This is a genomic window from Cyclobacterium sp. 1_MG-2023 (assembly GCF_030546805.1).
Lineage (GTDB): Bacteria > Bacteroidota > Bacteroidia > Cytophagales > Cyclobacteriaceae > Cyclobacterium.
Genome location: NZ_JAUOPC010000013.1, coordinates 23,189 through 48,054 on the forward strand (window position 1 = coordinate 23,189; position 24,866 = coordinate 48,054).

General features: G+C 37.2%; 19 protein-coding genes. 12 read left to right on the forward strand and 7 right to left on the reverse strand.

Translation table 11 applies throughout. From position 1 onward, the window contains the following. Positions 1-7 precede the first annotated feature (7 nt). The 7 genes from Q4534_RS18795 (at position 8) to Q4534_RS18825 (ending at position 7,664) form a co-directional block, all read left to right on the forward strand. Entirely contained in the window at positions 8-1,909 is a 1,902-nt protein-coding gene (locus tag Q4534_RS18795) for a PspC domain-containing protein (RefSeq protein WP_303614696.1), read from the forward strand. A gap of 421 nt (positions 1,910-2,330) precedes the next feature. Further along, on the forward strand, positions 2,331-3,731 hold the full coding sequence (locus tag Q4534_RS18800; protein WP_303614697.1) for an MBL fold metallo-hydrolase RNA specificity domain-containing protein: 1,401 nt from the start codon (positions 2,331-2,333) through the stop codon (positions 3,729-3,731). Between the two features lie 126 nt (positions 3,732-3,857). Continuing rightward, positions 3,858-4,253 (forward strand): carboxypeptidase regulatory-like domain-containing protein, encoded by a 396-nt coding sequence (locus Q4534_RS18805; RefSeq protein WP_303614698.1) that lies wholly within the window; start codon positions 3,858-3,860, stop codon positions 4,251-4,253. 119 nt (positions 4,254-4,372) lie between these two features. Further along, entirely contained in the window at positions 4,373-4,945 is a 573-nt protein-coding gene (locus Q4534_RS18810) for an RNA polymerase sigma factor (RefSeq protein ID WP_303614699.1), read from the forward strand. Beyond that, positions 4,935-5,684: a hypothetical protein gene (locus tag Q4534_RS18815; protein ID WP_303614700.1), complete on the forward strand. Its 750-nt coding sequence runs from the start codon at positions 4,935-4,937 to the stop codon at positions 5,682-5,684. The genes Q4534_RS18810 and Q4534_RS18815 overlap by 11 nt, the downstream gene beginning before the upstream one ends. A 12-nt stretch (positions 5,685-5,696) precedes the next feature. Next, complete coding sequence (locus Q4534_RS18820) at positions 5,697-6,722, forward strand: hypothetical protein (RefSeq protein ID WP_303614701.1); 1,026 nt, start codon at positions 5,697-5,699, stop codon at positions 6,720-6,722. A 21-nt stretch (positions 6,723-6,743) separates the two neighbouring features. Then, positions 6,744-7,664 carry a DUF4097 family beta strand repeat-containing protein gene (locus tag Q4534_RS18825; protein ID WP_303614702.1) on the forward strand — a complete coding sequence of 307 codons (921 nt, stop codon included), beginning with the start codon at positions 6,744-6,746 and terminating at the stop codon, positions 7,662-7,664. A 60-nt stretch (positions 7,665-7,724) separates the two neighbouring features. Here Q4534_RS18825 and Q4534_RS18830 read toward each other — a convergent pair whose 3' ends face one another. Continuing rightward, a complete protein-coding gene (locus tag Q4534_RS18830; protein ID WP_303614703.1) occupies positions 7,725-8,210 on the reverse strand; it encodes a hypothetical protein in 486 nt (161 codons plus the stop codon). 26 nt (positions 8,211-8,236) lie between these two features. Then, entirely contained in the window at positions 8,237-9,334 is a 1,098-nt protein-coding gene (locus Q4534_RS18835; RefSeq protein WP_303614704.1) for a ferredoxin--NADP reductase, read from the reverse strand. A gap of 203 nt (positions 9,335-9,537) precedes the next feature. Here Q4534_RS18835 and Q4534_RS18840 point away from each other — a divergent pair, with 203 nt between their 5' ends. Beyond that, positions 9,538-10,275: a DUF4397 domain-containing protein gene (locus Q4534_RS18840; protein WP_303614705.1), complete on the forward strand. Its 738-nt coding sequence runs from the start codon at positions 9,538-9,540 to the stop codon at positions 10,273-10,275. A 133-nt stretch (positions 10,276-10,408) separates the two neighbouring features. Beyond that, entirely contained in the window at positions 10,409-11,752 is a 1,344-nt protein-coding gene (purB, locus tag Q4534_RS18845; protein WP_303614818.1) for an adenylosuccinate lyase, read from the forward strand. 167 nt (positions 11,753-11,919) lie between these two features. Here the strand turns inward: purB and Q4534_RS18850 are convergent, their stop codons facing one another. The 5 genes from Q4534_RS18850 to Q4534_RS18870 form a co-directional block, all read right to left on the reverse strand. Then, a complete protein-coding gene (locus tag Q4534_RS18850) occupies positions 11,920-13,977 on the reverse strand; it encodes an alginate lyase family protein (protein WP_303614706.1) in 2,058 nt (685 codons plus the stop codon). An 82-nt stretch (positions 13,978-14,059) separates the two neighbouring features. Continuing rightward, on the reverse strand, positions 14,060-14,602 hold the full coding sequence (locus Q4534_RS18855) for a HEAT repeat domain-containing protein (protein WP_303614707.1): 543 nt from the start codon (positions 14,600-14,602) through the stop codon (positions 14,060-14,062). A gap of 145 nt (positions 14,603-14,747) precedes the next feature. Next, positions 14,748-14,921, reverse strand: coding sequence for an Arc family DNA binding domain-containing protein (locus tag Q4534_RS18860; protein WP_303614708.1), 174 nt, complete (start codon positions 14,919-14,921; stop codon positions 14,748-14,750). A gap of 5 nt (positions 14,922-14,926) precedes the next feature. Beyond that, positions 14,927-15,409 carry a hypothetical protein gene (locus Q4534_RS18865; RefSeq protein ID WP_303614709.1) on the reverse strand — a complete coding sequence of 161 codons (483 nt, stop codon included), beginning with the start codon at positions 15,407-15,409 and terminating at the stop codon, positions 14,927-14,929. Between the two features lie 2 nt (positions 15,410-15,411). After that, positions 15,412-16,260 carry an SPFH domain-containing protein gene (locus Q4534_RS18870; protein ID WP_303614710.1) on the reverse strand — a complete coding sequence of 283 codons (849 nt, stop codon included), beginning with the start codon at positions 16,258-16,260 and terminating at the stop codon, positions 15,412-15,414. 363 nt (positions 16,261-16,623) lie between these two features. On the opposite strand from Q4534_RS18870, the gene Q4534_RS18875 reads away from it, so the two are divergent. The 3 genes from Q4534_RS18875 (at position 16,624) to Q4534_RS18885 (ending at position 24,756) form a co-directional block, all read left to right on the forward strand. Continuing rightward, on the forward strand, positions 16,624-17,853 hold the full coding sequence (locus tag Q4534_RS18875) for a sugar MFS transporter (RefSeq protein ID WP_303614711.1): 1,230 nt from the start codon (positions 16,624-16,626) through the stop codon (positions 17,851-17,853). Positions 17,854-18,186: 333 nt separating this feature from the next. Further along, complete coding sequence (locus Q4534_RS18880; RefSeq protein ID WP_303614712.1) at positions 18,187-19,311, forward strand: mechanosensitive ion channel family protein; 1,125 nt, start codon at positions 18,187-18,189, stop codon at positions 19,309-19,311. Between the two features lie 876 nt (positions 19,312-20,187). Next, entirely contained in the window at positions 20,188-24,756 is a 4,569-nt protein-coding gene (locus Q4534_RS18885; protein WP_303614713.1) for a malectin domain-containing carbohydrate-binding protein, read from the forward strand. Positions 24,757-24,866: the final 110 nt, after the last annotated feature.

Below are 24,866 nucleotides of genomic sequence, written 5' to 3' on the forward strand. Positions count from 1 at the left end.
TTAAATCATGAAAAAGACAATTAGCATAAATATCAGTGGCATTCTCTTCCATATTGAGGAGGATGGTTATACCGCATTAAAAAATTATTTGGATGCCATCAATCAGCATTTCTCCCATTACGAGGATAATCAAGAAATTATTACCGACATTGAAAATAGGATTGCCGAAATTTTCCTTAGTAATCTAAAAAATAACAAGCAGGTTATTACAGCAGACAATGTTTCAAACCTAATCCAAAAAATGGGAACAATAGCGGATTTTAAAGCTATTGAACAGGACTTGGAAGAAGAAAAACAGACTGAGGATTCTAACAGTGATTTTTATAAGTACGTAACTCCCCCGGATCAAAATTCAGGTAAAGGGTATAAAAAACTAACCCGCCTTGTCCATGGTAAAATACTCGGCGGTGTGTGCGCCGGTTTTGCAAACTATTTTTCCATAGACCCACTTTGGACCCGACTCATCACCATATTAATGCTATTTAGCGGTGGCTTAAATTTAAATGCATTAAGCTTACCATTCCTTTCTGAAGGCTTTCATTTGAACACAGCCATAGGCTGGTGGACGGTAATCGCTTATGCATTATTATGGATTATTCTTCCGGTCTCCTATGATAAACCGGAAGATAAAAATATCAAGAAGCTATACAGAAACCCTGATGATAGGGTTTTGGGAGGTGTAGGTAGTGGCTTAGCTGCCTATTTTGATATAGATGTCATTTGGGTACGCCTGGCTTTTTTCGGCCTTACTTTTGCCGGAGGTTCAGGATTTGTATTGTACTTTATTCTTTGGATAATTACCCCTATGGCCAAATCCATAACGGAGAGGATTGAGATGAAAGGGGGAGCAATAACTTTAAGTAATATTGAGACAACCATTCAGCAAAATCTATCTACGGAAAGCACCAAGGAGGAGTCTACTTCAAAAAGAATAGTGCTCGCTCCGTTTAGGTTCCTAGGAAAAGCAATTAATGCCATAGGGAAAGCACTTGGCCCTTTTGGGGCATTTTTATTGGCAGTCATAAGGGTGTTCTTCGGTCTCCTAATTTTCACCTTAGGGATGGTAATCCTTATAATTCCTCTTGCATTCTTAGGACTTTACAGTGAATTGATCATTAACAATGATTGGGCTTATATGTGGGATGGCTTCCCTATCAATACCATTGCTGAGCTTTTACCCTTATGGTTGGCAATTGCCCTATCTGTGATCGTCTTTATACCAAGTATAGTATTGGTCCTTTTGGGTATAAGTGTATTAATCAAAAGAAACCTGATTGATGGACGGTTTGGTCTTGTTATTTTTGGCATCTGGATCATGTGTATCCTTATGGGCGCTTTCCAAGCTCCAAAAATAATAGGTCAGTTTAAAAGTGAAGGCAGTTTTACTGTTGACCAGAAACTTGAAGTTCCTGAAAGCACACTTTTAATTAGCGCTGAAAACAATGGGATAGATGAAGGGGAACTTGGCTTTGTTAAGTTACAACTTAAAGGACATGAGAAAGATGACTTAATTGTTAAGCAAAAATTTGTTTCTAAGGGATCAAATAGAAGTGATGCCATTGAAAATGCTTCGCAGGTAGCCTATGAATTACAACTTACAGACAGCCTCCTAGTATTTGACAAATCCTTGACCTTCCCAGATACAGCAAAGTTTAGGATGCAACACTTAGAGCAGACTTTATTTATACCCTATAATAAAGCCTTTGTAATCGATCGTAAATTACTTTCCATTTTAAGAAATACCTTAGGAAAAGACGGATATAAAAACAGGGATATCAATAGCCAAAACTTTTGGGTGTACAATGAAAATGGCTTGCTTTGCTTGAACTGTATTAATGACCACAAACAATCATCAACCGATAGCCTTTCCAGATCCTTGTTCAGTGAGAGTTTTATAATGAAAAAGTAGTTTGCTAGGCTAGTGTATACTTATCAATCTGTCTATGTTATTACCCTTGCTTATTTCATATGATAAGCAAGGGTAATATTTTTCTCAACCCCAGCATTTGTAAACTTCCTTAAAGGCATAAAAGACACCTTCAAGCTAATTAATTAGGCTTAACTAAAAAACCTGAACCTCGAAGCAAGGCATGCCTCCTCACGGGTAATGTCCCTTGGCAACTCCTTCATTAATCCAATACACCTACCTTAAGACTTAGATCGATTATTTCGATTTCCCCAATTGACCTTCTTTTTCAAACCTTTTGAAAAAGAAAAAAATCTCATTTGAATTTTAGGTTTATAGGTTATAAAGCGATACTTTAACTAAACATAAATCGGACCTAAATCTCAAAGGTTATACAATGTCAATTGCCCAAAAAAATACCACTATGGATGTAAAAGTTAAATTTTTAGGCGCCGCAGGAACAGTCACAGGATCTCGCTTTTTTTTAGAAATCGGATCGCTGAGGGTTCTCGTTGATTGCGGATTATTCCAAGGATTAAAGGAAAACCGACTAAGAAACTGGGAGACCTTCCCTATTCCACCTGAAACAATTGATATTGTTTTACTTACACATGCCCATATCGACCATTCGGGATACTTGCCCAAATTAGTAAAAGAAGGTTACCAGGGGCCCATCTATTTAACTGAAGCATCTTTAGAATTGGTTAAGATTTTATTACTGGATGCAGGCAAACTACAAGAAGAAGAGGCAAAGTTCGCCCGCAAGAAGGGCTACTCAAAGCATAAAAACCCACAACCTTTGTTTACCCGGGAGGATGCAGAAAAAGTATTCCCAAAACTCAAACCCATATCCTTTGACCAAGCTGTCAAAATTAATGATCAGTTAAGTATCACTGCATACAATGCGGGCCACATTCTGGGTGCTGCGATACTAAAATTACAGATCAAAGGGAACAATCAGGAAAAAAGCATTGTGTTTTCCGGAGATTTAGGTAGGACAAAAGACCCCATTTTAAACCCTCCGGCAGAAATACCTTTTGCTGATGTATTGTTTTTAGAAACCACGTATGGAAACCGAGTAAACGAATCCTCCGGGATTGATAGAAAGTTAGGAAAGGTAATTCGTGACACCTATTACAATGGAGGGGTTTCTCTAATCCCTTCTTTTGCTGTTGGCAGGACTCAAATGATATTGTTTTACCTACACCGGCTTCAACAAAAGGGATTTATCCCTCAAATCCCTATCTATGTAGACAGCCCCATGGCCATTGACGTGACAAGTTTATACAAACACTTTCCTGAATACCACCATTTAGGCCCTTCGCTTGAGAACTCAAATGCCAATCCTTTCTTACATAAAAACCTACATTATTACAGAGACCAAGAATCTTCCATCAGCCTAAATAATATAAAAAACAATGCCATTATTATTTCGGCAAGTGGGATGGCTACAGGAGGGAGAATATTACACCACCTTTACAATAGATTACCCAATAAAGAAGACAGCATCCTCTTTGTGGGATATCAAGCAGAAGGAACAAGAGGGCGAAGGATACTCGAAGGCGAGGAAACTTGTAGAATTTATGGGATAGATGTCCCTGTAAAAGCTAAGCCGGTCTATATAGATGGCTTATCTGCCCATGCAGACCAAACTGAGCTTGTAGACTGGTGTGATAATTTTATTTCAAAACCCAAATTCACCTTTTTAATACATGGAGAACCTGAGGCCAGAGAAGAATTGGCCGGAATTTTGAAAGACAAATTAAACTGGAATACGATCAGCCCGCTTTATATGGAATCTTTCCTATTATTTTCCGGAATTTAGAGGGTGTATTTCATTGGATCTTATGGAAAACTAAACTTAAATGAAGCATCAATGAATACCTTCCTTAAATTGACCTATTTGTGTTTTCTCGGATTAGTGGTTTTTGCCTCTTGCAAACCTCAGAAAATGAAAAATCAGGGAATCCATGGGAATGTTTATTGGATTGAAGGAAATCAAATGCCCCAAGCTTCCCAAGATGAAGCTTCAAGTCTTTCTCCTGCTGCTCAAAATCCGGTAAAGCGAACCATACATATCCATCAATTGACCCATATCAACCAAGCAAGCTTAGGTGATTATCTTTTCGGAAGTATCGAGACACCTCTTGTTGCATCCATAGAGACCAATGACGAGGGAGAATTTTCTGTAGAACTCCCCCCCGGCAAATATTCCATCTTCACGGTAGAAGAGAATGGCTATTTTGCAAGCATTTTTGATCTTGACAGCTATATTCATCCTGTGCATGTAGAGAAAGGCGAATGGAGTAAGGTCGCAATAACTATCAATTACAAGGCCACATTCTAAATACAACTACCTGAATTACAATTATTTAAAATCGAATATTAATTTTTGTTAATTTTTTTAACTTTGGCATGCAACCATTTTAACATTTTGGGTATCTACCTTATTGAAGACAAAAATAAATGCCACTCAAAGAAAACCATACAGGAATAGAGCTCGGCCTGATCAAAGGTTGCCTTGAAGGAGACAGAAAAAGCCAGAGAGGTTTGTATGAGCTTTATTCAAGTAAATTTCTGAGCATTTGTTTGCGGTACATCAAAGACCAGGACTTGGCTCAGGATGTATTGGTAGAGGGTTTTATGAAAATATTTGAAAAGTTAAACACTTATAGACAAGAGGGCAGTTTTGAAGGCTGGATGAAAAAAATCATGGTAAGCCAAGCTTTGCAAACGCTCAGAAAGAATAAGAAATTATTAATGGAAGTAGATTGGGATGATCAGGACCATATCACTTCTTCAAATTTGGTATTTGGCAAAATAGGAGCAGATGAATTATTAAAATTAGTGGCCTCCCTGCCTGTGGGATATAGAACAGTTTTTAACTTATATGCCATAGAAGGTTATAGCCACAGTGAAATAAGTAATTTATTAGGGATTGCAGAAAACACCTCAAAGTCTCAACTGAGCAGGGCCAGGTCACTTTTGCAAAAGCAAATCGCCCCTCATTCAATTAAACAAAAAAGCAATGGCAGATAATATAGATGATTTGGACAAATTGTTCAAAAATGCCTTAAGCAATCATTCCACAAGTCCGGCCCCTGAGGTATGGGATAAATTATCCGCTTCTTTGGACAAAAAGAACAAAGGATTCTTATTTACTCCTTGGAGATGGGCCGCTGGGGTAGCAGTAGTTTTGGTTTCATTTTGGCTATTTCATCACTCTTTTGATGTAGAAGTTCAAAAAACTTCTTTGGCTGTCCAAGACACCAAAATATCAGAAAAAGATCCTTACAGCATTTCACCAACTACCGAGATTGCCGGGAAGGAAAAAGTAAAAAGTCAAACAAAAAATATAACTCAGGAACCAATTTCAAAAAGCAGAGGGTTGACTTCTAAAGAAAAACTGGACAAGCCTCTAATACGACAAACATGGACAAGTAAAAAAAGAGTTAGAGAGCAATTGCCTCAAGTATTGGCCCAAATTGAGCCCCTTAATAAAGATGAATTAACTACAACAATAAGAGAACAGTTGGCTTTCAATCCCTCTTTAAATAGAAACGAAACAACTGAAAAATCAAACAAAGATTATAAAGTGAAAATAATCTCCAATGGATATGCCATACAACCTGAAAAAGAACAATTGGTAGCAGAGCTTGAAAATAAAATCGGTGGCTTTTTTACCAAAGTGGATGAAGGATTTGGTGACCTTCGGGATGCCAAAAACAACCTCTTTGCCTCACTGACTACAAAACGCGAAAAAAGAAAAACTAACTAGATATTTACAGACATGAAAAGGTACATAATTGTCATTCTTCTGATGGCACTAGCACAAATGGTATTTGGAAACCCTGAAATCCCGGATGAGAGACCCCTAAATGATAGCATCATTGTGGAGTTTGGCCATTCAGGAAAGATGGTTTTTGTAATCGACAACCCTGATGATTTTGAAAGATTGAAAAATATGGACATCAACCAAATCATCAAAGAACTTGACCTACCGGAAACAACCAAAGACGGTGAACTCACAGTAGTTGAAATCAAACATAAAGAAGGAAACAAGGAAATTGTCACCATCTATGAGGACAAAGAGGAAACGGAAGTTACTGTAGGAAGGTATAAGGTAATTGTTGACGAGAAAGGCTCTAAAACCAAGGTTCGGCTTATCACTGAACCAAAGAAAGAAAAAGACCCGGAATTTAGGACCTATATAAATATGGACTTGGGGATCAATACATTTTTTGAAAACGGAAATATACCGGGAGGGATAAAACCCCATAGCCCAAAAGGCTGGGGAAGCTGGAACATTGGTTGGAACTGGATGGCCAGTCAAAAGCTATCCAAGGGAAGGTACTGGGATTTCGGTCTTGGGCTGAGTTGGTATAATTTCAAATTGGACAATGCCAACTACCAAATACTAGGCACTGAAAACGGGGTTTCTTTTGTAGACAGAACTGATGTAAATGGCTTTAAAAGCAAAGTATCTGCATCCTATTTAAATGTGTTGACCATGTATAAATTAGATTTTGGAAAGTTGAATGACAGTGGTAAAAATGGCTTGAGAGTTGCCATCGGACCCTATGCAGGATATAGGTTGGGAGGCCGAAGCAAATTTGTATACAGAGAGATCGGCGGGTCAGGCAGAAAAAAAGACAAAACATCTGCCGGTGGCTACCTCAGCAATTTCAGGTATGGGCTTAGAGGCGAAATTGGTTTTAGAAGTGTTACTTTCTACAGCACTTATGACTTCAACCCATTTTTCCAAAAGCCCCTTAGCCCTAGCCTTAGTCCATTTTCCTTTGGATTGGTTTTCTAATAATAAACAACCCACTTAACTATGAAACACAATTTAAAACACCTGCTATTGCTAATAGGTCTGCTATTTACCGGTCTAGGATCTTCCCAAGGCCAACAAGTCATCAATAAATCGTTTTCCGGTATAGAAATCCTTGAAATAAAATCCGGAGCTATAGAGATCCAATATGAAGGACAAGATAATTTAGCCCAGATAGAATTAGAAGCATTTTTAGGCCATGAAGAAAATGCGGACAAGGATCTGGTTATGATAACGGTGGGTAACACCTTAAAAATTGCCTTTGATGGTAGAACTAATTCACGACCAAAAAGTAAACGATACCTTAGATTAACCGGTCCATCAAATATTCAAATAAACATAAAATCAAGTTCCGGAGCTACTTACATCTCCGGAGTAAGCGCAACATCACACCAGATTGAGGCAAGTTCCGGGCAAATAAAGGCTTCAGACATCAATGGAGACTTAAGCTTAAAAGCCTCCTCGGGGAATGTCCAATTGGCAGGCTTAACAGGCAATCTAGACTGCAAACTCACTTCCGGTAATGCCACAATTGAAGATGTAATTGGAAACATGGACTTTAAAGCCACCAGTGGACAGCTAAAAGTCAATTCCTTATCAGGTTTATTAAATGCCAAACTCACCTCCGGGAATATAAAATTAAACCAAGTAGGGGAATTAGGTAATCTGGAGGTAAGCTCAGGAAATATCAAGGCAGATAATGCTGGTCTTGGACTGAACACCAGCTTGAACGCCTCTTCAGGTAATATTCAAATCTATACCGGTAGTAATTTATCGGATTATAATTTTGATTTAAAAGCAGGAAGTGGAAACATTAGGGTAGGAAACCAATCAGGTAAAAGTACCATTTATATTAACAATGGTAAAAACGGAACGATCGTCGGAAAAGTCGGTTCAGGGAATATCTCTATTCAACCATTATAAAAAGATAAAAGCTGCCAACCCTTGTGGGGAATTCCCTCAAAAGGGTTGGCGGTTATTTTTTTAGTCCAAAGGGTCTCTTTTTTGAATTTCCATTACTTGCTCTTTTTCATCTCCTTTTAGACGTAAGGCACTTACAATCCTGCCCGGCATTGGCTTCGCCAAAGAAACAAACAATAAAGTGACTGCGTACACAATTGTAAAGCCTTGATTCTCATAGAAAAACAAACCAAAAGCGCACAACACCCCTATCCAAAACAATTGCCAATACCTCAAAAAAGTGGCCTTGGCATATCCTTTGACTTTTAGACTTACTAGCGCTCCGGTTTTTCTGATGGCCTTTATTCGCTTGGTAAAAGCAATTTGTTGGAGCACAAGCATTGCACTTACCAAGCCTAGGAGAATATAATTAAACACCTCAGGGAGAGCAGGTAAATTGAAGTCCAAGTTGCCACTTGTCACATACAAATAGGCAAAAGAAAAAATGGGTAAAGGGATGGCAATCAATAGCAAGACATTTCGCTCCAACAAACGAAAATCTTTCTTCATTGCCTTAATTTGATTTTCTGCTGCCATTAGTCAATTTGAATCTTAACCTCTGCACTGGTAGGCTTTGCAGAACAACAAAGGATATAACCAGCCTTTATTTCGTTTTCACTTAAGCCTGCATCCTCTTCCATTTCCACTGTTCCGGAAAGTAGTTTCCCTCGACATGCAGTACAAAGCCCACTCTGACAGGAATAAGGCATATTTAATCCTTCGTCTAATCCGGCCTCTAATATGGTTTTACTCGGACCGACGTCAAAGTTATACTCTTCACCTTCCAATAAAATTTTCACTGGTCTGTTGATAACGCCTTCAACTGGAGCATCATCTTGATTTTCCTCTTTTTCAAGATAAAAGCTTTCACTATGGATGAATTCCTTCTTTACATCCAGCTTACCCAAACTTTGCTGAGCCGTTTCCATCATGCCCTCAGGTCCGCATATAAAAAAGCGTTGGTTTTCAGCAAAATGATTGAAATGTTCGGCGAAAAAATCACTGACTTTTTCTTGGTTCAACCTCCCCGAAGCACCCTCCCATCCTGCTTTGGGCTGGGTAAGGTTATGGATAACATTTAATTTACCCGGGTGTTTTTCTGCCAGTTCTTTCAGCGCCTTATTAAAGATTATCATGTCTTGAGAGCGACTGCAATAAAACAAATTCACTTCAGACTTCGGCTCATTAATTAATATAGACTTGATAATCCCCATGATTGGAGTAATACCACTTCCTCCGGCAAACATACCATACTTTCTCTTGTTTTGAGAATGGTATTCAGCAGTAAAATTACCTAAAGGCTTCATAACAGTTACCCGCTTACCCGGCACGAAAGTATCATTAATGAAATTTGAAACCAAGCCTCCTTCCAAACGCTTCACAGTGATCCCTGGAAAAGGATCAACAAAAGGTGAAGTCGACAAGCTATAAGCTCTTCTCTCTTGTTTTCCGTTAATTTCAACAATTATAGTAAGGAATTGACCGGGCAGGTAATCCATGATGGGATCCGGCTGGTCAAAATATATGGTTACAGTATCAGAAGTTTCTTGGACAGTTTCCCTAATTCTAAGGGTAAGATAATGATCATCCTTTTCGAGATCATCTTTTTTCTTCTTAAATAGTTTAAACAGCATTACAATAAAAGGAATAGTTTGATGAGCAATTCATACAAAATTAACACACTCTTTCCCAATTACCTATTGCGAGAAAAAATAGTTAGCAAACTTTATCTCAAAACCTTCATTTTCCTTTGAACCGTAAATATTTTTTCATCCTACTGTAGCACTTAGAGGCATCTATTCGTACTGGCAATAGAAAACAAAACAACTATAAGATTATGAATGCTAAAATCAATTATTTAAAGAAAAAAGCTTCGGCAAAAGGGAAATACTTGTTAATGCTAATGATCCTTCCCATTACTTTTTCTTGTCTAGACGACGAGGGACCAAGTTCAGCCTACGAACCAACTGCCTATGTTTCTTTTTATAATGGAACCAATGAATCATCGGATATCCAAATAGAGGTCGACAGCACGGTATATGATAGGAAATCATTTGATTTCGGTGAATTCATAGATTATTGGTATTTCTATACAGGTGAAAGAAATTTTTCATTTGTAGACAATGATTCAGACCAATCGCTCCTAGACACTGCTGTAAACCTAGACGTTGAAAAGGCCTACTCTTTTTTTCTGACAGAATCAAATGATGAATACACCACCTTATTTATAGAGGACAGCTTGGAAACGCCGGTGAATGGTAAAGCCCTGATAAGATTGGTACACTTGGCAGCAGATGGACCTGAAGTCGATTTATACCAAAGGAACAATGAAGATGCAGTTTTGGAAAGTCTTTCCTTTTTGGAATTCACCGACTTTGTCAATGTAGACATTGGAGAAACAGACTTTATCCTTAAGGCTTCTTCTGATAACCAAAATGAACTGGTCCGTTTAAATGACATCCACCTCAGAGAAGGCAGGATATATACTGTAGTCATCAGAGGAAAATTGGGCGCTGATAGTAACTCTGCAGAAGCACTTCGCCTCCAATTGATAAGAAACTATCCCAACTATTAGTTAACTTAACAATGTTTATTTTAAGGGGATTCTGGCAACAGGATCCCCTTTTATTTTATATTATTTTAATCTTGGCCTCGTCTTTTGAATAATAACATTTATTTTTGTGCCTCAATTGATTTACAGACAAATGATGAAACTTAATCCGCTTACCGCAATCTCTTCCATAGATGGCAGATATGCCTCCAAAACAAGCCCTTTAATGGCCTATTTTTCTGAATATGCATTGATTCGGTATAGGGTAAAAGTGGAAATTGAATATTTCATTGCCCTGTGTGAATTGCCTCTACCTCAATTAAAGCGTGTGAAACCGGAAAAATTTGAGGTTATCAGGGCCATAGAGAAGGATTTCACTGAGGCTGACGCTCAGACAATTAAAGACATTGAAAAAACCACCAACCATGATGTCAAGGCGGTCGAATATTTTTTGAAAGATAAATTCACTGCTATAGGGCTTGAAGAGGTAGTGGAATTTATCCATTTTGGATTGACCTCTCAGGACATCAACAATACTGCCGTACCCATGATGTACAGGGATGGCATCAAAGAAGTAATTCTTCCTGCTTTAACCCAAGTATTGGATAAAATCAAATCCCGCGCAGAAGAGTGGGCCACTGTTCCTATGTTGGCCAAAACACATGGGCAACCCGCCTCTCCAACTCGTCTGGGGAAAGAATTTGATGTTTTTGTAAGCCGTCTTTCTTCCCAATTGGAATTATTAAACAACATTCCTTTTGCTGCCAAATTCGGTGGTGCTACCGGAAACATGAATGCCCATCACGTGGCTTTTCCGGAAATTGACTGGAACAGCTTCGCCAACAACCTAGTATCTAAAAACCTAGGTCTAAGCCGAAGTTACCCAACGACCCAAATTGAACACTATGATCATTTTGCTGCCCATTTTGATGGCCTCAAAAGAGTGAACACCATCTTACTAGATTTCAGTAAGGACATTTGGCAGTATGTCGCCATGAATTATTTCAAGCAGAAAATCAAAGCGGGTGAGGTGGGTTCATCAGCTATGCCACACAAAGTTAACCCTATAGATTTTGAAAATGCTGAAGGAAACCTTGGTATAGCCAATGCTTTATTGGAGCATTTGGCAGCTAAACTTCCCATCAGCCGTCTCCAAAGAGACTTGACTGACAGCACTGTTCTTCGGGTAATAGGTGTTCCATTGGCTCATATGCAAATTGCTTTTCTTTCTCTGGATAAAGGCATAGATAAATTGGAATTGAACCAAGCTGCCATAGAAAAAGATCTGGATGAAAACTGGGCTGTAGTGGCAGAGGCCATCCAAACAGTGCTTAGAAGAGAAGCATTTCCTAAACCATATGAGGCACTGAAAGCGCTTACCAGAACAAATGAAAAAATTACCGAAGACTCAATAGCTACATTTATCAATAACCTCAATGTGTCTGAAGATATTAAAAAGGAGTTAAAGGAAATAACACCATTTAATTATACAGGACTTTGATCCAAGATCAGTAAGACACTGACCTAATGAAAAATAAATAGTAATATAAATATTCTCCAGAGCATAATCAAAGAGGCAGGTTCCTTCACAGAAACCTGCCTCTTTTCGTATAATTAATTCTTTAGACTTTCGGAATTAGCCTTGTAGAAAACGCAACCAATAATGGTTTATCTTTTACTAAACTTGGCATACCTATTGTCCTCAAAAGGGATGGAAAGTTCATAAGTATGGCCATTGTGACTTACTTCAAGTTCAATTGCGTTTTGACTTTCTCCTATAATTTTAGCACTGCTTTCATACTTGCTGGCGTTTCCCGGAGAGGGAATCAACAACCACACCAATGTGGCGTCATCCTTTATGTCACTATTGTAGATGCTGGCTACATTTGGTTCGTATAAATTGTATTCAGGGCTGTACCAACCTTGAATTTCAGGTTCTTCTTGCCCCTTGATCATTTGAATATCAAATGAGACATCACCAACAGGAACAACTTCCAGACTACCTTCAGAATAACTCCCTACGGTATTATTGCCGTTTTGCTGGACATCTGCATCCGGATGCCAATGCCATAAGGTACTTATTTCCCTGGGCTGATCAGTCCGGATCCTATCTACTACTACCCAAAACGCTCCTCTAACATAAAAGAGGCTTCTATTGTGACTTGCTTTCCCTTCTAATTCAATGAAATCATCGAAGGAGGAAGAGGCAAAATCAAAGTCCTCTGTAAGTTTAACCCTCTTGCTATCCACCGGTTTGTCTGCCAATCGTGGTCCGTCCTCCTGAACTTTCCCATCGATCAAAACCAAATTATGGCCTTTGCTACTTAACGCATAAGGCCTAAATTTCTTTGCAATCTCTCCGGTGTAAGCATACCTTCCTGCATCTACAAGAAAGTCCTTTCCGAATGCTGAAAGAGACAGGTGCAGTTTATCATTGTGTTGGTGACCACTACCCCAAGGGCCTATATCAAAAAATGACCAGTGGGCCATGGCATCATAACCACTTCTGGAAATTAATTGTCCTGCCCAGGGGATAAAGTAAGATGGTCCGTCAGCAGGCTTTGTTCCCTCACTCCCATTACTAGCTAAATAAGCCCATTCGGGTTTATTGTATTTTTTTGCAGCTTTTAAAATATACGCTCGGTCACTGCCTCTATCCCCATCATTGTTCAATATTCTATGCCCATCAGGCCTTATTGCTTTTGCAATATAGCCATACATATTTTCTATGGTCTGAGTAAAATATTCCGGAAGTTCTCGACCCGCCTCATCACACAAGGCCTTGAACAGTTCAAAATTAATCAAGGAAACATTATGGTAATGAGAAGACAATTCGGTTTGAACCCCATCAGGATAAACCTGGCCCCGCATGCTCTCTGTCATGGTAGCAATCGCATAATCCATCCATTCATCGGTAGCTTTGTATTCCGGAAAATAGGCCACAACGGTGGCCAAAGAGGATATTTCCATCGTCAACCAATTGTTGCCACTATGAAAATTTCTATTGTAATGGGCATGATCCGGTAAACTACTCAAAATCAAAAATCGGGTAGCCGGTGAGATATATTCACTTTCCATCATGCCATAGAAAACCCTGGTCCAAGTTTTTACTCTTGCAGCCACTTCAAGTCCTCTCCAAATTGATTCAGATTTCTTCTCTGCAGGGTAAGGCAAGCTTGCAAGAATAAAATCTCTCAAAAACAGGTCCATGTATTGTGCATATTTCGGGTTCCCTGTTTGAAAATAAGCTCCCATCACATTGGAAAGTTGGCTGTGTCGATTTGAGAGCCAAGCCCATTCCCTGTCATTATTTGGGCCCTTATAGTACCAATCCCGGTGTCCATTTTCCAGTAAAGGAACTTTACCTTTTACACTCTGAATAGTAAATACGTCTTTTAGAATGGTATCCGCTGCTGCTACTGTTTTTGACGAAGCATTAGGTAGGGTTTTCCGAAGTCCCATTCCATTTTCGGATACTTTATAGTAAGCCAACAATTCATTGGCTGCAATCACCCAGTTCTGTTTTGAAACCGCTGCCTTTACTTTTCCCAGCCCTTTGTGCTCCAAATCAATATGATCAAAAGCACCTTTTACTAAGTCCGGGTAGGACTTGTATAATTCTTTAATCGTGGTGATTTCTTTCCAGCTTTGTTGGGCAAAAGAAGATTGGCATACAAATAATAATAAAAATGAAAAAATGTATAATCTGATCTTGATTGGGTTCATTTTAATTCTTTCGATTAGAAATTCAGGAGAATGTTTTATTAGGACTGAATTTAGGTTTAAAATATATTTTTAGCTTTTGATTTTATTCCGCTTCATCAAGCAAGTCTTTGAGCTCTGCCAAAATCGTCCCTGCTTCAGCTTTTTTTAATTCAAAATCGTCCCCATTAGACGAATTGTTGAGAAAATGATTCCAATGTTTTTGGGCTTTTTTAAGGGTTCTTGGCGTTATGTCAAATTCAGCATAATCCAAATGAACCTTTGCTAAAGTGGAAGATTTAAAATTCCCAAAAAGATAAACCCTAAACAAATCAACAAATTTATCTATGATATCAAATTCTTCTACCAGAGAGACCAATCCACCATTTTGGTGTTGGTTTGCAGGCCGATGAATCACTTCAAATAAAGCATCTAAAGCAATTTGTTTATCATCCATCTTTGAGAGTACCTTGGTAGCCAAAAAAGCATCATCCATTTCGCCTGATTTAAGTACATTGATTAGCTTTCCTTGTACTTCCTCTCCTCCTATCCGTACCAACTGATCCCCATATTTCATTGGATCCTCAATTGATTTATCGAGCAATTTTTCAATTAATCGATCTATATGATTATTTTCGGTACTGTCCATATTTTAAGGTAATCACTTGTTTTAAATTTAACCAAACAAATTAAGCAAATTTTCTTAGTTTCCCCCTTGTACAATCTCCTTATTGCGATCAAAAAGTAAGCTCTTTTAAGCTATAGCCAAAATAGGGAGGATAAGTTTGTCGATCTTATTTATTTTTTTCATCTTTTGATTTTGGTAACCTGCCTGCTTTCTTTAATGCATCATGTATCAGCCATTCCAATTGACCATTGGTACTTCTGAACTCATCTGCAGCCCATTTTTCCATGGCTTTCATCAGCCGCTCATCTATTCGCAAGGCAAAAGGTTTCTTTTGTGCCATATATATTACCTTTCACTTCTCCATTCTTCCCAAGCCTCCAGAATTTTCTTCGGATTACGGGTACTCCATACAAAACTACTATCTTTCAGTGATACTCTCACTACATGAGATGTACTGAAAAGGTATTTCCACTCCCCTTTTAGATCATATTGTATACCTAACCCTCTCCCTCTCCAATTCGATCCCCTCTTAATTTGTTGGATATTCGTCACCTCTTCCCATTTGTATTTTCTCCAAGTATTAATGAATGGAGGGCTTTTGAAAGAAAGCGCAGTAGGATCCAACCTGATCTGAAGCTTCATACTAACAATCATCCAAACTACAAGAAAAGAAACAAACAAGATAATCGCTAGTACCATATTGCTTGTCGATTCATCTGATTCAATAACACCATAAACCAATGCAATAGCAGTTCCTAAGAACTGAAGGCCAAAAAATACAGGTATAAACCAAGCATCTTTTAAGGCCTGTGATTCATTATATACCATACTTATTGATTTAAAGTACCTACATTCACTACAGGGCTGGCATTTTTATCCGAGCAAAGGACTACCATCAGGTTACTTACCATTGCCGCTTTTTTCTCATCCTCAAAATCAATAATTCCTTTTATCTTCAAATCTTCCAAAGCCATCTCCACCATCCCCACTGCGCCGTCCACGATCATTCTCCTGGCAGCAACAATTGCGGTGGCTTGCTGTCTTTGCAACATGGCAGAAGCTATTTCAGATGAATAGGCCAAATGTGAAATTCTAGCTTCAATGACTTTTATTCCTGCATGCTGCAAGCGGTCACTGATCTCATCTTCAAGCGATTTATTTACATCTTCCACCCCGGAGCGAAGAGTTATTTCTGCATGCGCATCTTCAAAATTATCGTAAGGATAAGTCCCTGCCATCTTTCGAACGGCCGCATCGGCTTGTAAGTGCACAAAATTCTCATAGTCATCCACATCAAATGAGGCTTTAAAGGTGTCTGCCACCTGCCAAACGACAATGGTGCCTACCATTACCGGGTTACCTATTTTATCATTAACTTTTAAGGGCTTATTTTCAAAGTTCCGAACCCTTAGAGATATTTTTTTCTTGCTCATAAAGGGAATCACCCAAAAGAATCCATCGTCTTTTACTGTTCCTTTATAAGATCCGAACAAAAGCAGCACCACGGCCTTGTTGGGTTCTACTATAAAAAAACCCGGTAAAGTAAGTGCGAAAATCAATACACTAGGGACAAGTAGGAACACAACTTTACCAAGTATGGTAAAAACGACAAATGCCAAGAGGCAGAAGGCTATGAATACCATAAAGTATCCGGATTGGGGTTTGATTGTCTTTTCCATATTATTTTAATATTATTTTGATATCATTTCAAATCTAATAAAAAATTACTGAATAGACATTAATTTCGTTCAATTATTATTTAAGCACATTTAATAATTAGCGTAATGGATTAAATCAAACCTGTAGAAACAATACCTATTTGGCTATTATTTAAAGCAGGCAGACCAACAGTGGTCAGGAGTAAAAATTCATAAATCCCTATAAAGCACATACATTCAGGCAATTGAAGGAGGATTTGCCAAATTTTTAAGGATAATTTACATAAAAGGGCAAAAGGTAAATTTAATTTTTTTATATATTGTCCAATTAAATTGATCAACCATCTGAATAAAAAAGTATATAAACTTCTAAACCCAAATTCAATGAACGAAAACATTAACAAAAGTGCACTCTTTAACGGGAGCTGTTTCGCACTAATTACCACCGCTTTCACCTTTAGTATACGAGCCGGCATTCTGCCCCAGTTAGGAGAAGATTTCGGTCTTTCTGCAGCTCAATTAGGTTTTATTAACTCAATGTGGTTCTTAGGTTTTCCAATTTCAATGATAATTGGAGGCATCGTTTACCACTCATTTGGCCCAAAAAATATCATGAGGGTAGCATTTGTAGCCCATACGCTTGGTATTTTATTAACAATCTATGCCGGAGGGTATACAACACTACTCATTTCAACTTTATTTATTGGTTTTGGTAACGGTTGTACCGAAGCTGCATGTAATCCAATGATTGCAGACATGTACTCCGGAGTGAAAATGAATAAAATGTTGAACAGGTTTCACATGTGGTTCCCGGGGGGAATTATGGTTGGAGCACTGATTTCAAGTTTTATGACTGGATTGAATCTGGGCTGGGAAGCTCAGATGTGGGTAACAATGATTCCTACAGTAATTTATGCCGTATTGTTTTTTGGAAAAACATTTCCAAAAGCAAAAGTGGAAGGAGCCACTTCATTGCTTAACAATTTTAAAGCATTGTTTAGCCCGGTCTTTATATTTCTTTTTGTTTGTATGGCATTTACTGCTATATCCGAGTTCGGTCCACAGCAGTGGGTAAATATCGTCTTAGCAAGCAGTGGTGCTGATGCAATGATTATATTGGCATTGACCACAGGTGTAATGGCGGTAGCAAGATTCTTTGCAGGACCTGTCGTTGAAAAACTAGGCCAAACTGGTGTGCTATTAAGCGGTGCTTGCTTAGCGACAATAGGCATTTTACTCTTCAGTGTAGTTACAGGCCCTGTAGCATATGTTGTAGCTATAATTTTCGCCCTGGGTGTTGCTTATTTCTGGCCTGTAATGGTTGGTGCAGTAGCACAAAGAGTCCCTTTAAGTGGGGCTTTAGGTATGTCAATTATCGGAGGAATAGGTATGTTTTCAACCGCAATTTTCCAACCTATTATTGGTGGCTGGATTGATTCTTCAAGGGCAGAAAAAAGTGCTGAAGGCTTATCAGGAGATGCATTGGAGTTGGCAGCTGGACAAGCAACACTTCAAAATATGGCATTTTTCCCAATATTATTGATAGTATTGTTTACCATCTTCTTCTTCTGGCAAAAAAATTCTAAAAAAACTGAGGCGGTAAGCCCTGCTTAATTAAGATTTCTTCTTAAATCAATAAAGGAGGCACATTTATTGTGCCTCCTTTTGTTTTAATGGTTTTCTGAGTATAGTTTTAATTACTTGTTAGGGTTTATCCAGAAAATCGATTTTGTAAAAAAAATTAAGGTCAGGTGCTAACTGTAACTTCTAATTTGGAAAGCAACTATTTGACAGGATAAGGCTTTAACAAAAGGAATTTCAAATTGAAGCCAATTTAACTTTAGGCTTTTTCCTAAAACAAACAATATCAACCCAAATCCGGCAGCTAATAAAATCATTGCAAGAACCCAAAATTCTTTTGATTTAAACTTTAAAACTAATCCTAATATGTTAGAAGAATACCTCGAATTCGAATTCTGGAACAACACGACGAAAGATTATTTAATAGCAATGGGGATCATTGTCATTGGCATTTTAATCGTCCGGATTTTTAAGAAAACTTTACTTCAAAAAATTAAATCCCTAACCGAAAAAACATCAACAAATTTTGATGATTACTTGGTTGAGGCTATTGAGAAGTTTGTAATTCCGGCTTTATATATTTCGATAGTATTTTTTGGCATAAGAACACTGACTATTTCTGATGGGTTTAGAACAATCCTTGCCAATGCTCATAAGGTAATTCTTGCTTATTATATTGTTAGACTAGTTTCCAGTGTCTTGATCTTATTATTAAAAACCTGGGTAAGAGAACAAGAAAACGGAGAAGAAAAAGTCAAACAAATTGGAGGTATCATACTCATTATTAATGTATTGATATGGGGATTAGGTATATTATTCCTCTTTGATAATTTAGGGTACGATGTGACAGCCATTGTTACCGGTATGGGCATAGGTGGTATAGCAGTAGCCCTAGCTGCTCAAAATATCCTGGGTGACTTGTTCAATTATTTTGTGATATTTTTTGATAGACCTATAGAAATAGGAGATTTTATTGTTATAGACGATAAGAACGGGGTTGTAGAAAAAATAGGCATTAAAACAACACGTGTAAAGACACTCTCCGGTGAACAACTTGTCATCGCAAATAGTGACTTGACAAGTTCAAGGATTCACAATTACAAAAAAATGCAACGGAGGAGGATTCTCTTTGGAGTTGGGGTAAGTTACGAAACAAACAATGAGGAATTAAAAAGAATACCCGGAATTTTAAAGGAGATCGTAAACCATCAACAACCCATTACTTTTGACAGGGCGCATTTTAAAGAATTTGGAGATTCAAGCCTTAATTTTGAAGTTGTTTACTATATAGAAGACGCTGCTTATAACACCTATATGGACATCCAACAACAAATCAATTTCGAAATATTTGACAAATTCCAAGACATGGGTATTTCTATTGCTTTCCCAACACGTACCTTGTACGTAAGAAACGAGAATGGTCAAAAATTAAAGATCGAAAACACCTCCGATGATGCAAAAGATCAGGAAACTGTAAGCCTAAAAGATTAAGCAAACAAAAGCTTCCGGCTACAAAGACCAAAACACCTTTAAAAATTAGCTCTTGAAAAAAAACATTGTGGTACAGGTCTAAAACCATCCAATGGTTTTATATAGATTTAAAAAATCTATTCGAATTGCCCCACCCCATATTGTGCACTACAATATGGGGTCTTTTTTTAGGAAAGAGAATTTTTGAAAAGAAAACACATACCTAAACAACAACTAAATTTTACTCTCGCCTTCTTATATCAATAATTTTTTCAAAACTGCATTATTGAATAAATAAATTCGTTTATTTTACGGAATTTAAAATAAATCATCGACCTATCTCAATAAATTACAAAACTTAACAGTAATTTTTAACAAATAATTTATTCTTTCGAGAATAAATTTATAAACTTGTTGCAGAAATAACCAGATTGTGGGTTCTACCCACAAAATGCTTAGTATTTAGTAAGCCAAAGCATATATACTAAAAAAACATATAAAAAATTATAACCCAACTCATTGCATATTAAATGCATTTTTGTTAGTATTACATGCTTAAATCTATATACGAAAATAAAATTCAGTAATTTTCCGCCAACTATTCCACCTATTAATATTACTGAATAACTAGAAACAAATTCGATTTGAAATTTTGGTACGAAATTTCATAGCACATCTATGCCATCGCAGTTCATTAATTACCCAAGCGAAGGCATATATTAAGTGCGAGTTAAAAAATTTAGCTAGTAGGGAGTCGATTTGAGATGAAGTGGCCTGTTTTAAAACTTCACTGGTACAATAATTTGCCCTAATCAAATGATAATGGGCACTAGAAAAGATATATCAAACCTTAGTTGATTAAAATATTAACCAACCACCGACTAAATACAAGTTCCAATGAACAAACCTTTACTAAGATTTGCCTTTTGTTTCAGCTTACTCTTGCTAAGCATTAAGGCCAGTGCCACAGATTATTATTTTTCAACTGAAATTGGTAATGATTCTAGAAGTACAACTGAAGCGCAAAATCCCGACACGCCTTGGAAAACTATTAACAAATTAAATGCCATTTTTAGCAGTCTAAAGCCAGGTGATGCCATTTATTTCAAAAGAGGCGATGTTTTTTACGGCACAATAAAAATAAGTAAAGGAGGTTCATCAGGAAACCCGATTAAATTAGATGCTTATGGATCAGGAGAAAAACCAATAATTACATCCTTCGAAAAAGTATCAGGATGGAAATCTATTGGCAATGGAAGGTATGAAAGCACAAACTCCTTCTCCAGTTTTGAAACCAATATAATCACCATAGATGGTATTATTCAAGAAAGAGGCAGGTACCCCAATAGAGATGATGCCAATGGAGGTTATTTATCGGTCTCTTCCTCCTCAGGCAATTCCACTTTAAACAGCAATGAATTATCAGGCGCTCCCAATTTCACAAATGGTGAAATAGTAATCAGAAAAAATCAGTGGATTTTAGACAGGCACACAATCAAATCAAACTCAGGAAACACGATAAATTACTCTGGATCTGGAGCATACGAACCAACCAATGGTTATGGGTTTTTCATTCAAAATCACTTATCCACATTGGATCAATTTGGAGAATGGTTTTACAATAGCAGTCGTAAACTAAATGTATATTTCGGGAATTACAATCCAAATAATTATGAGGTATATGTCAGCACCCTAGAAAATCTACTTGTGAAATCATATAATGTAGACCATATTCTGATCCAAAGCCTCCATTTTAAAGGGGCCAACAATGATGCCATTTACGTGGGGGAAGGAAGTGATGTGGTTATCAATAATTCAGAAGTTGAATTCTCAGGAGAAAATGGAATAACCTCTTTAAATATCAAAGATTTAAAAATAACAAATACAAAGGTTAATTATTCATTAAATACAGGTTTGAACCTAAGGTATGGGAATGAAAATGCCATCATTCAAAACAATTATATTGAAAACAGTTTCCCTTTCCAAGGCGGAGGGCAAAATCAAGACAATAATGGTAATGGGATTTTAGTTTCAGGAAATAATGTTTTGGTGGAAAACAATATTATAAAACAAACAGGATTTAACGGAATCCATTTTGTTGGGAACAATATCACAATTAAAAATAATTTGATTCAGGAATTTTGCCAGTTAAAAAATGATTGTGGTGGAATTTATACTTTTGGTGGAAGCACTGTCACTACCTTCTCTAATAGAGTAATAGAAAGCAATATAATCGTTGATGGTAAAGCAACTAACGATGGAACCCCAAACCATGATTCCCCTACATATTCACCGCAAGGAAGTGGTATTTTTCTAGATGACAATGTAAATGGAGTAACAGTAACTAAAAACACTATAGCCAATACGAACTATTCTGGAATCAAAGCTTCCAATACATTCAATATAGACATTAAAGAAAATACTTTTTACAACTCCACCATCCAGGCATTGTTAGGGAACAGTACAAGAGGAGCGGATACCAGAAATGTCAATATTTCCAATAATATCCTTTTCTCAAAACATCCGGACCAGTACTCCTACCGTATCAATTCTTACAAAGATGACATCAACAGTTTTGGGACATTTAACAACAATTATTTTGCTCGGCCTCTAGGTGATAATCATAGTATTTATCTTACCTATTACAAAAACGATGAAAAGCAAACGAAGATTCAAAACATAGAAGAGTGGAAAGAATCTTTCAAAAAAGACATCTCTTCTTCAATTCTAGCCTTCAACGAAATCAAACAATTCGATTTCATTAAATTTTTAGGCAGCTGGTTATATGACAATATTTTCTTTAATAATAATATCAGTGATTTTAACTGTAATGAATGTACTCAATCTTGGGATTCCAAAGGAATAACCGGAGGCTCCATCAAAGTGAAAAGCCCTGGCTACTCATCGGCTTTGGTTAGAATTGGAAGTGTCTCTGAGGACAAAAATTATGTGGTTAAATTTAAAGCAAAAAGTAACAAAAAAGGTAACCTAAGAGTGGTTCTAAGATATGCAGGATCTCCTTGGGAAATTATCTCACCTAGTACTGCTGTAGAGTTAGACACAGAGGTTAAAGAATACTCTGTCTTGATTAAACCGTATGCCAATGTTTCTAGTCCTGTGGTAATGTTTATTTCTGATGTTGGAGGCTGGGAATATTGGATTGATGATTTGGAGATAAAAGAAGCTGATGTGGAAATCACTAACCCGGATGATGTGTTTTTGTTTGAATACAACGCATCCAACTCAACTAAATCCATTGGATTAAATGGGACTTTTAAAGATTTTCAGAATAAGACCTACTCAGGGGAAATACAAATCCAACCCTATTCATCTATATTATTAATCAAAACATCAGATAAAACCACAGAACCAGTACCTCCCAAGATTGAACACAATATCAGCATAGCATCACCTGGCTCTAATAGCAGTTTTCAATCGGGGGATGAAATCAAGATCACTACCGAAGTAACTCCATCTATTGAAAATCTCAAAAAAGTTGAATTTTATAGTGGGGATCAATTAATTGGAAGTAGTACTAGTCATCCTTTCAGCCTGACTTGGAAAAATCCATCAACCGGAAACCATTCAGTAAAGGCGATTTTAATTGACGATAGTGACAAAACTGTAGCAAGTTCCTCTGCCATAACTATCGAAATCACCTCAGAAGAAAATAAGTATACTCCACCCGTTACTGGAGACGGTTATGCTTTATATGTTAATTTAGGAGCCAATGAGGGCGACAATTATGACGGCAAACAATTCGTTCCTGTAAATACAACCGAGATTAAATCAGGTAGTTCCAATAGTAGAGACCAAGACGGAACCTTATTTGGGTCAGTGGAATTTAATGAAGATCTATATTACAAAATACCGGTTCCCAATGGTATATACACGGTCAAAACCTATCATAAAGAGATCCACTTTGGACTTAATGGAGTAAGTGGAAGTAAAGGAAAACGCGTTTTTGATATAAAAGTTGAAAATGAAACAAAGTACTCAGAACTTGATCTGTATAATTTAAGCGGAAATGAATCCGTGGTCCTCACACATGAAAATATTGAGGTAAAAGATGGATACCTAGATTTAACACTATCGGCTTCTAGCAACAATGCTATAATCTCTGCCTTCTCTATTGAAGAAAAAGGTTTGGCAATAGAAGTACCAATTCCTGATTTAAAGGGAGCAAAGTACATCAATGCCGGCGGAAGTGAGGATGGAATTCACGAAGGGAATGTTTTTGTATCTGATTATACTACTAAATACTATTCCAGTTCAGGAACTTCCGAAAACAAAACTGCCTCAAGTTCTCCTATATTTCAAACAATTAGATTTGCAGAAAACCTTATTTATAAGATCCCGGTAGAAAATGGAGTTTACAGAGTAAAAACTTACCACATAGAGAATTATTTTGGAGTAAAAAATCCAGATGGAAAAACCGGAATGCGGGTATTTGACATCTTCCTTCAGAACGAATTGGTTAAAAATGATCTTGACCTGTATGCCAGAAGCGGCAATCAAGAGACCAATTTGATTTTCAATGACATTCTCGTAAAAGATGGAGAACTAAAAATAGAGCTTAAAGCATCTGTAAATAATGCGCTAATTGCAGGAATAGCCATTATTCCAATGAGTGGTTTTTATGACGATTTAGAAACCGACTCATTTTTCATCAACGTCGGTAGTGATACAGATACTGATTATCAAGGCATTAACTTTGTATCTGAGGATAGTAAAATTCAAATACCTTCTAACTCTTACCCTTACAATGTACCGACTTCAAGTTCTGACAAATTGTTCCAATCTAATCGGTATGGTAAGTCTTTGAATTATCAATTCCCTGTATCAAACGGAGAGTACACAGTAATTACCTACCATAATGAAAACTACTTCGGCGAAATCACTTCTAAAACAGGCGAAAACAACCGAGTGTTTGATATCAATATTGAAAATACAACGGTTAAGAGCAAAGTTGATCTATATATTGAAAACTCAAACAGGCCTGTCACTTTACGTTTCGATAATATCACAGTGTCAGATGGGATACTGAACCTTGACTTTGAGGGAATTGAAAACAACGCCCTAGTTTCAGGAATTGCAGTTTTCCCAAGTGAAAAAATCAATTTAGGTAATACTAACTTAAGGCAATTGGATACTGAAACTGAAGAAATGTCTTCAATGAATGAAACACGAGAAGATAATTTTAATTCTGCCTTAAAAAATAAAATCTACCCTAACCCGGCTATTTCCTATGCTATTCTTCAAACCGGAGAAGATTTAGGTGATTTCTATATCAGCATTCATAATTTCAATGGACAGCTTATCTCATTTGTTAAAGCTGAAGACATACAAAATTCAGATGGTAATTATGAAATCCCAGTTCAAAACCTTAGACAAGGCGTGTATATTGTTACCCTTACATCTGATACTGGTGTATTAGAACGCATGAGGCTAGCAGTAACCCCCTAAACATTCCTTTCATTATAATTGAAAAGGCCTTGTAACGTACAAGGCCTTTTTTTTTATCAGCATAATTTATTTTAATCTTAACAACTGTCAACAATACCAATAAGCCTCAA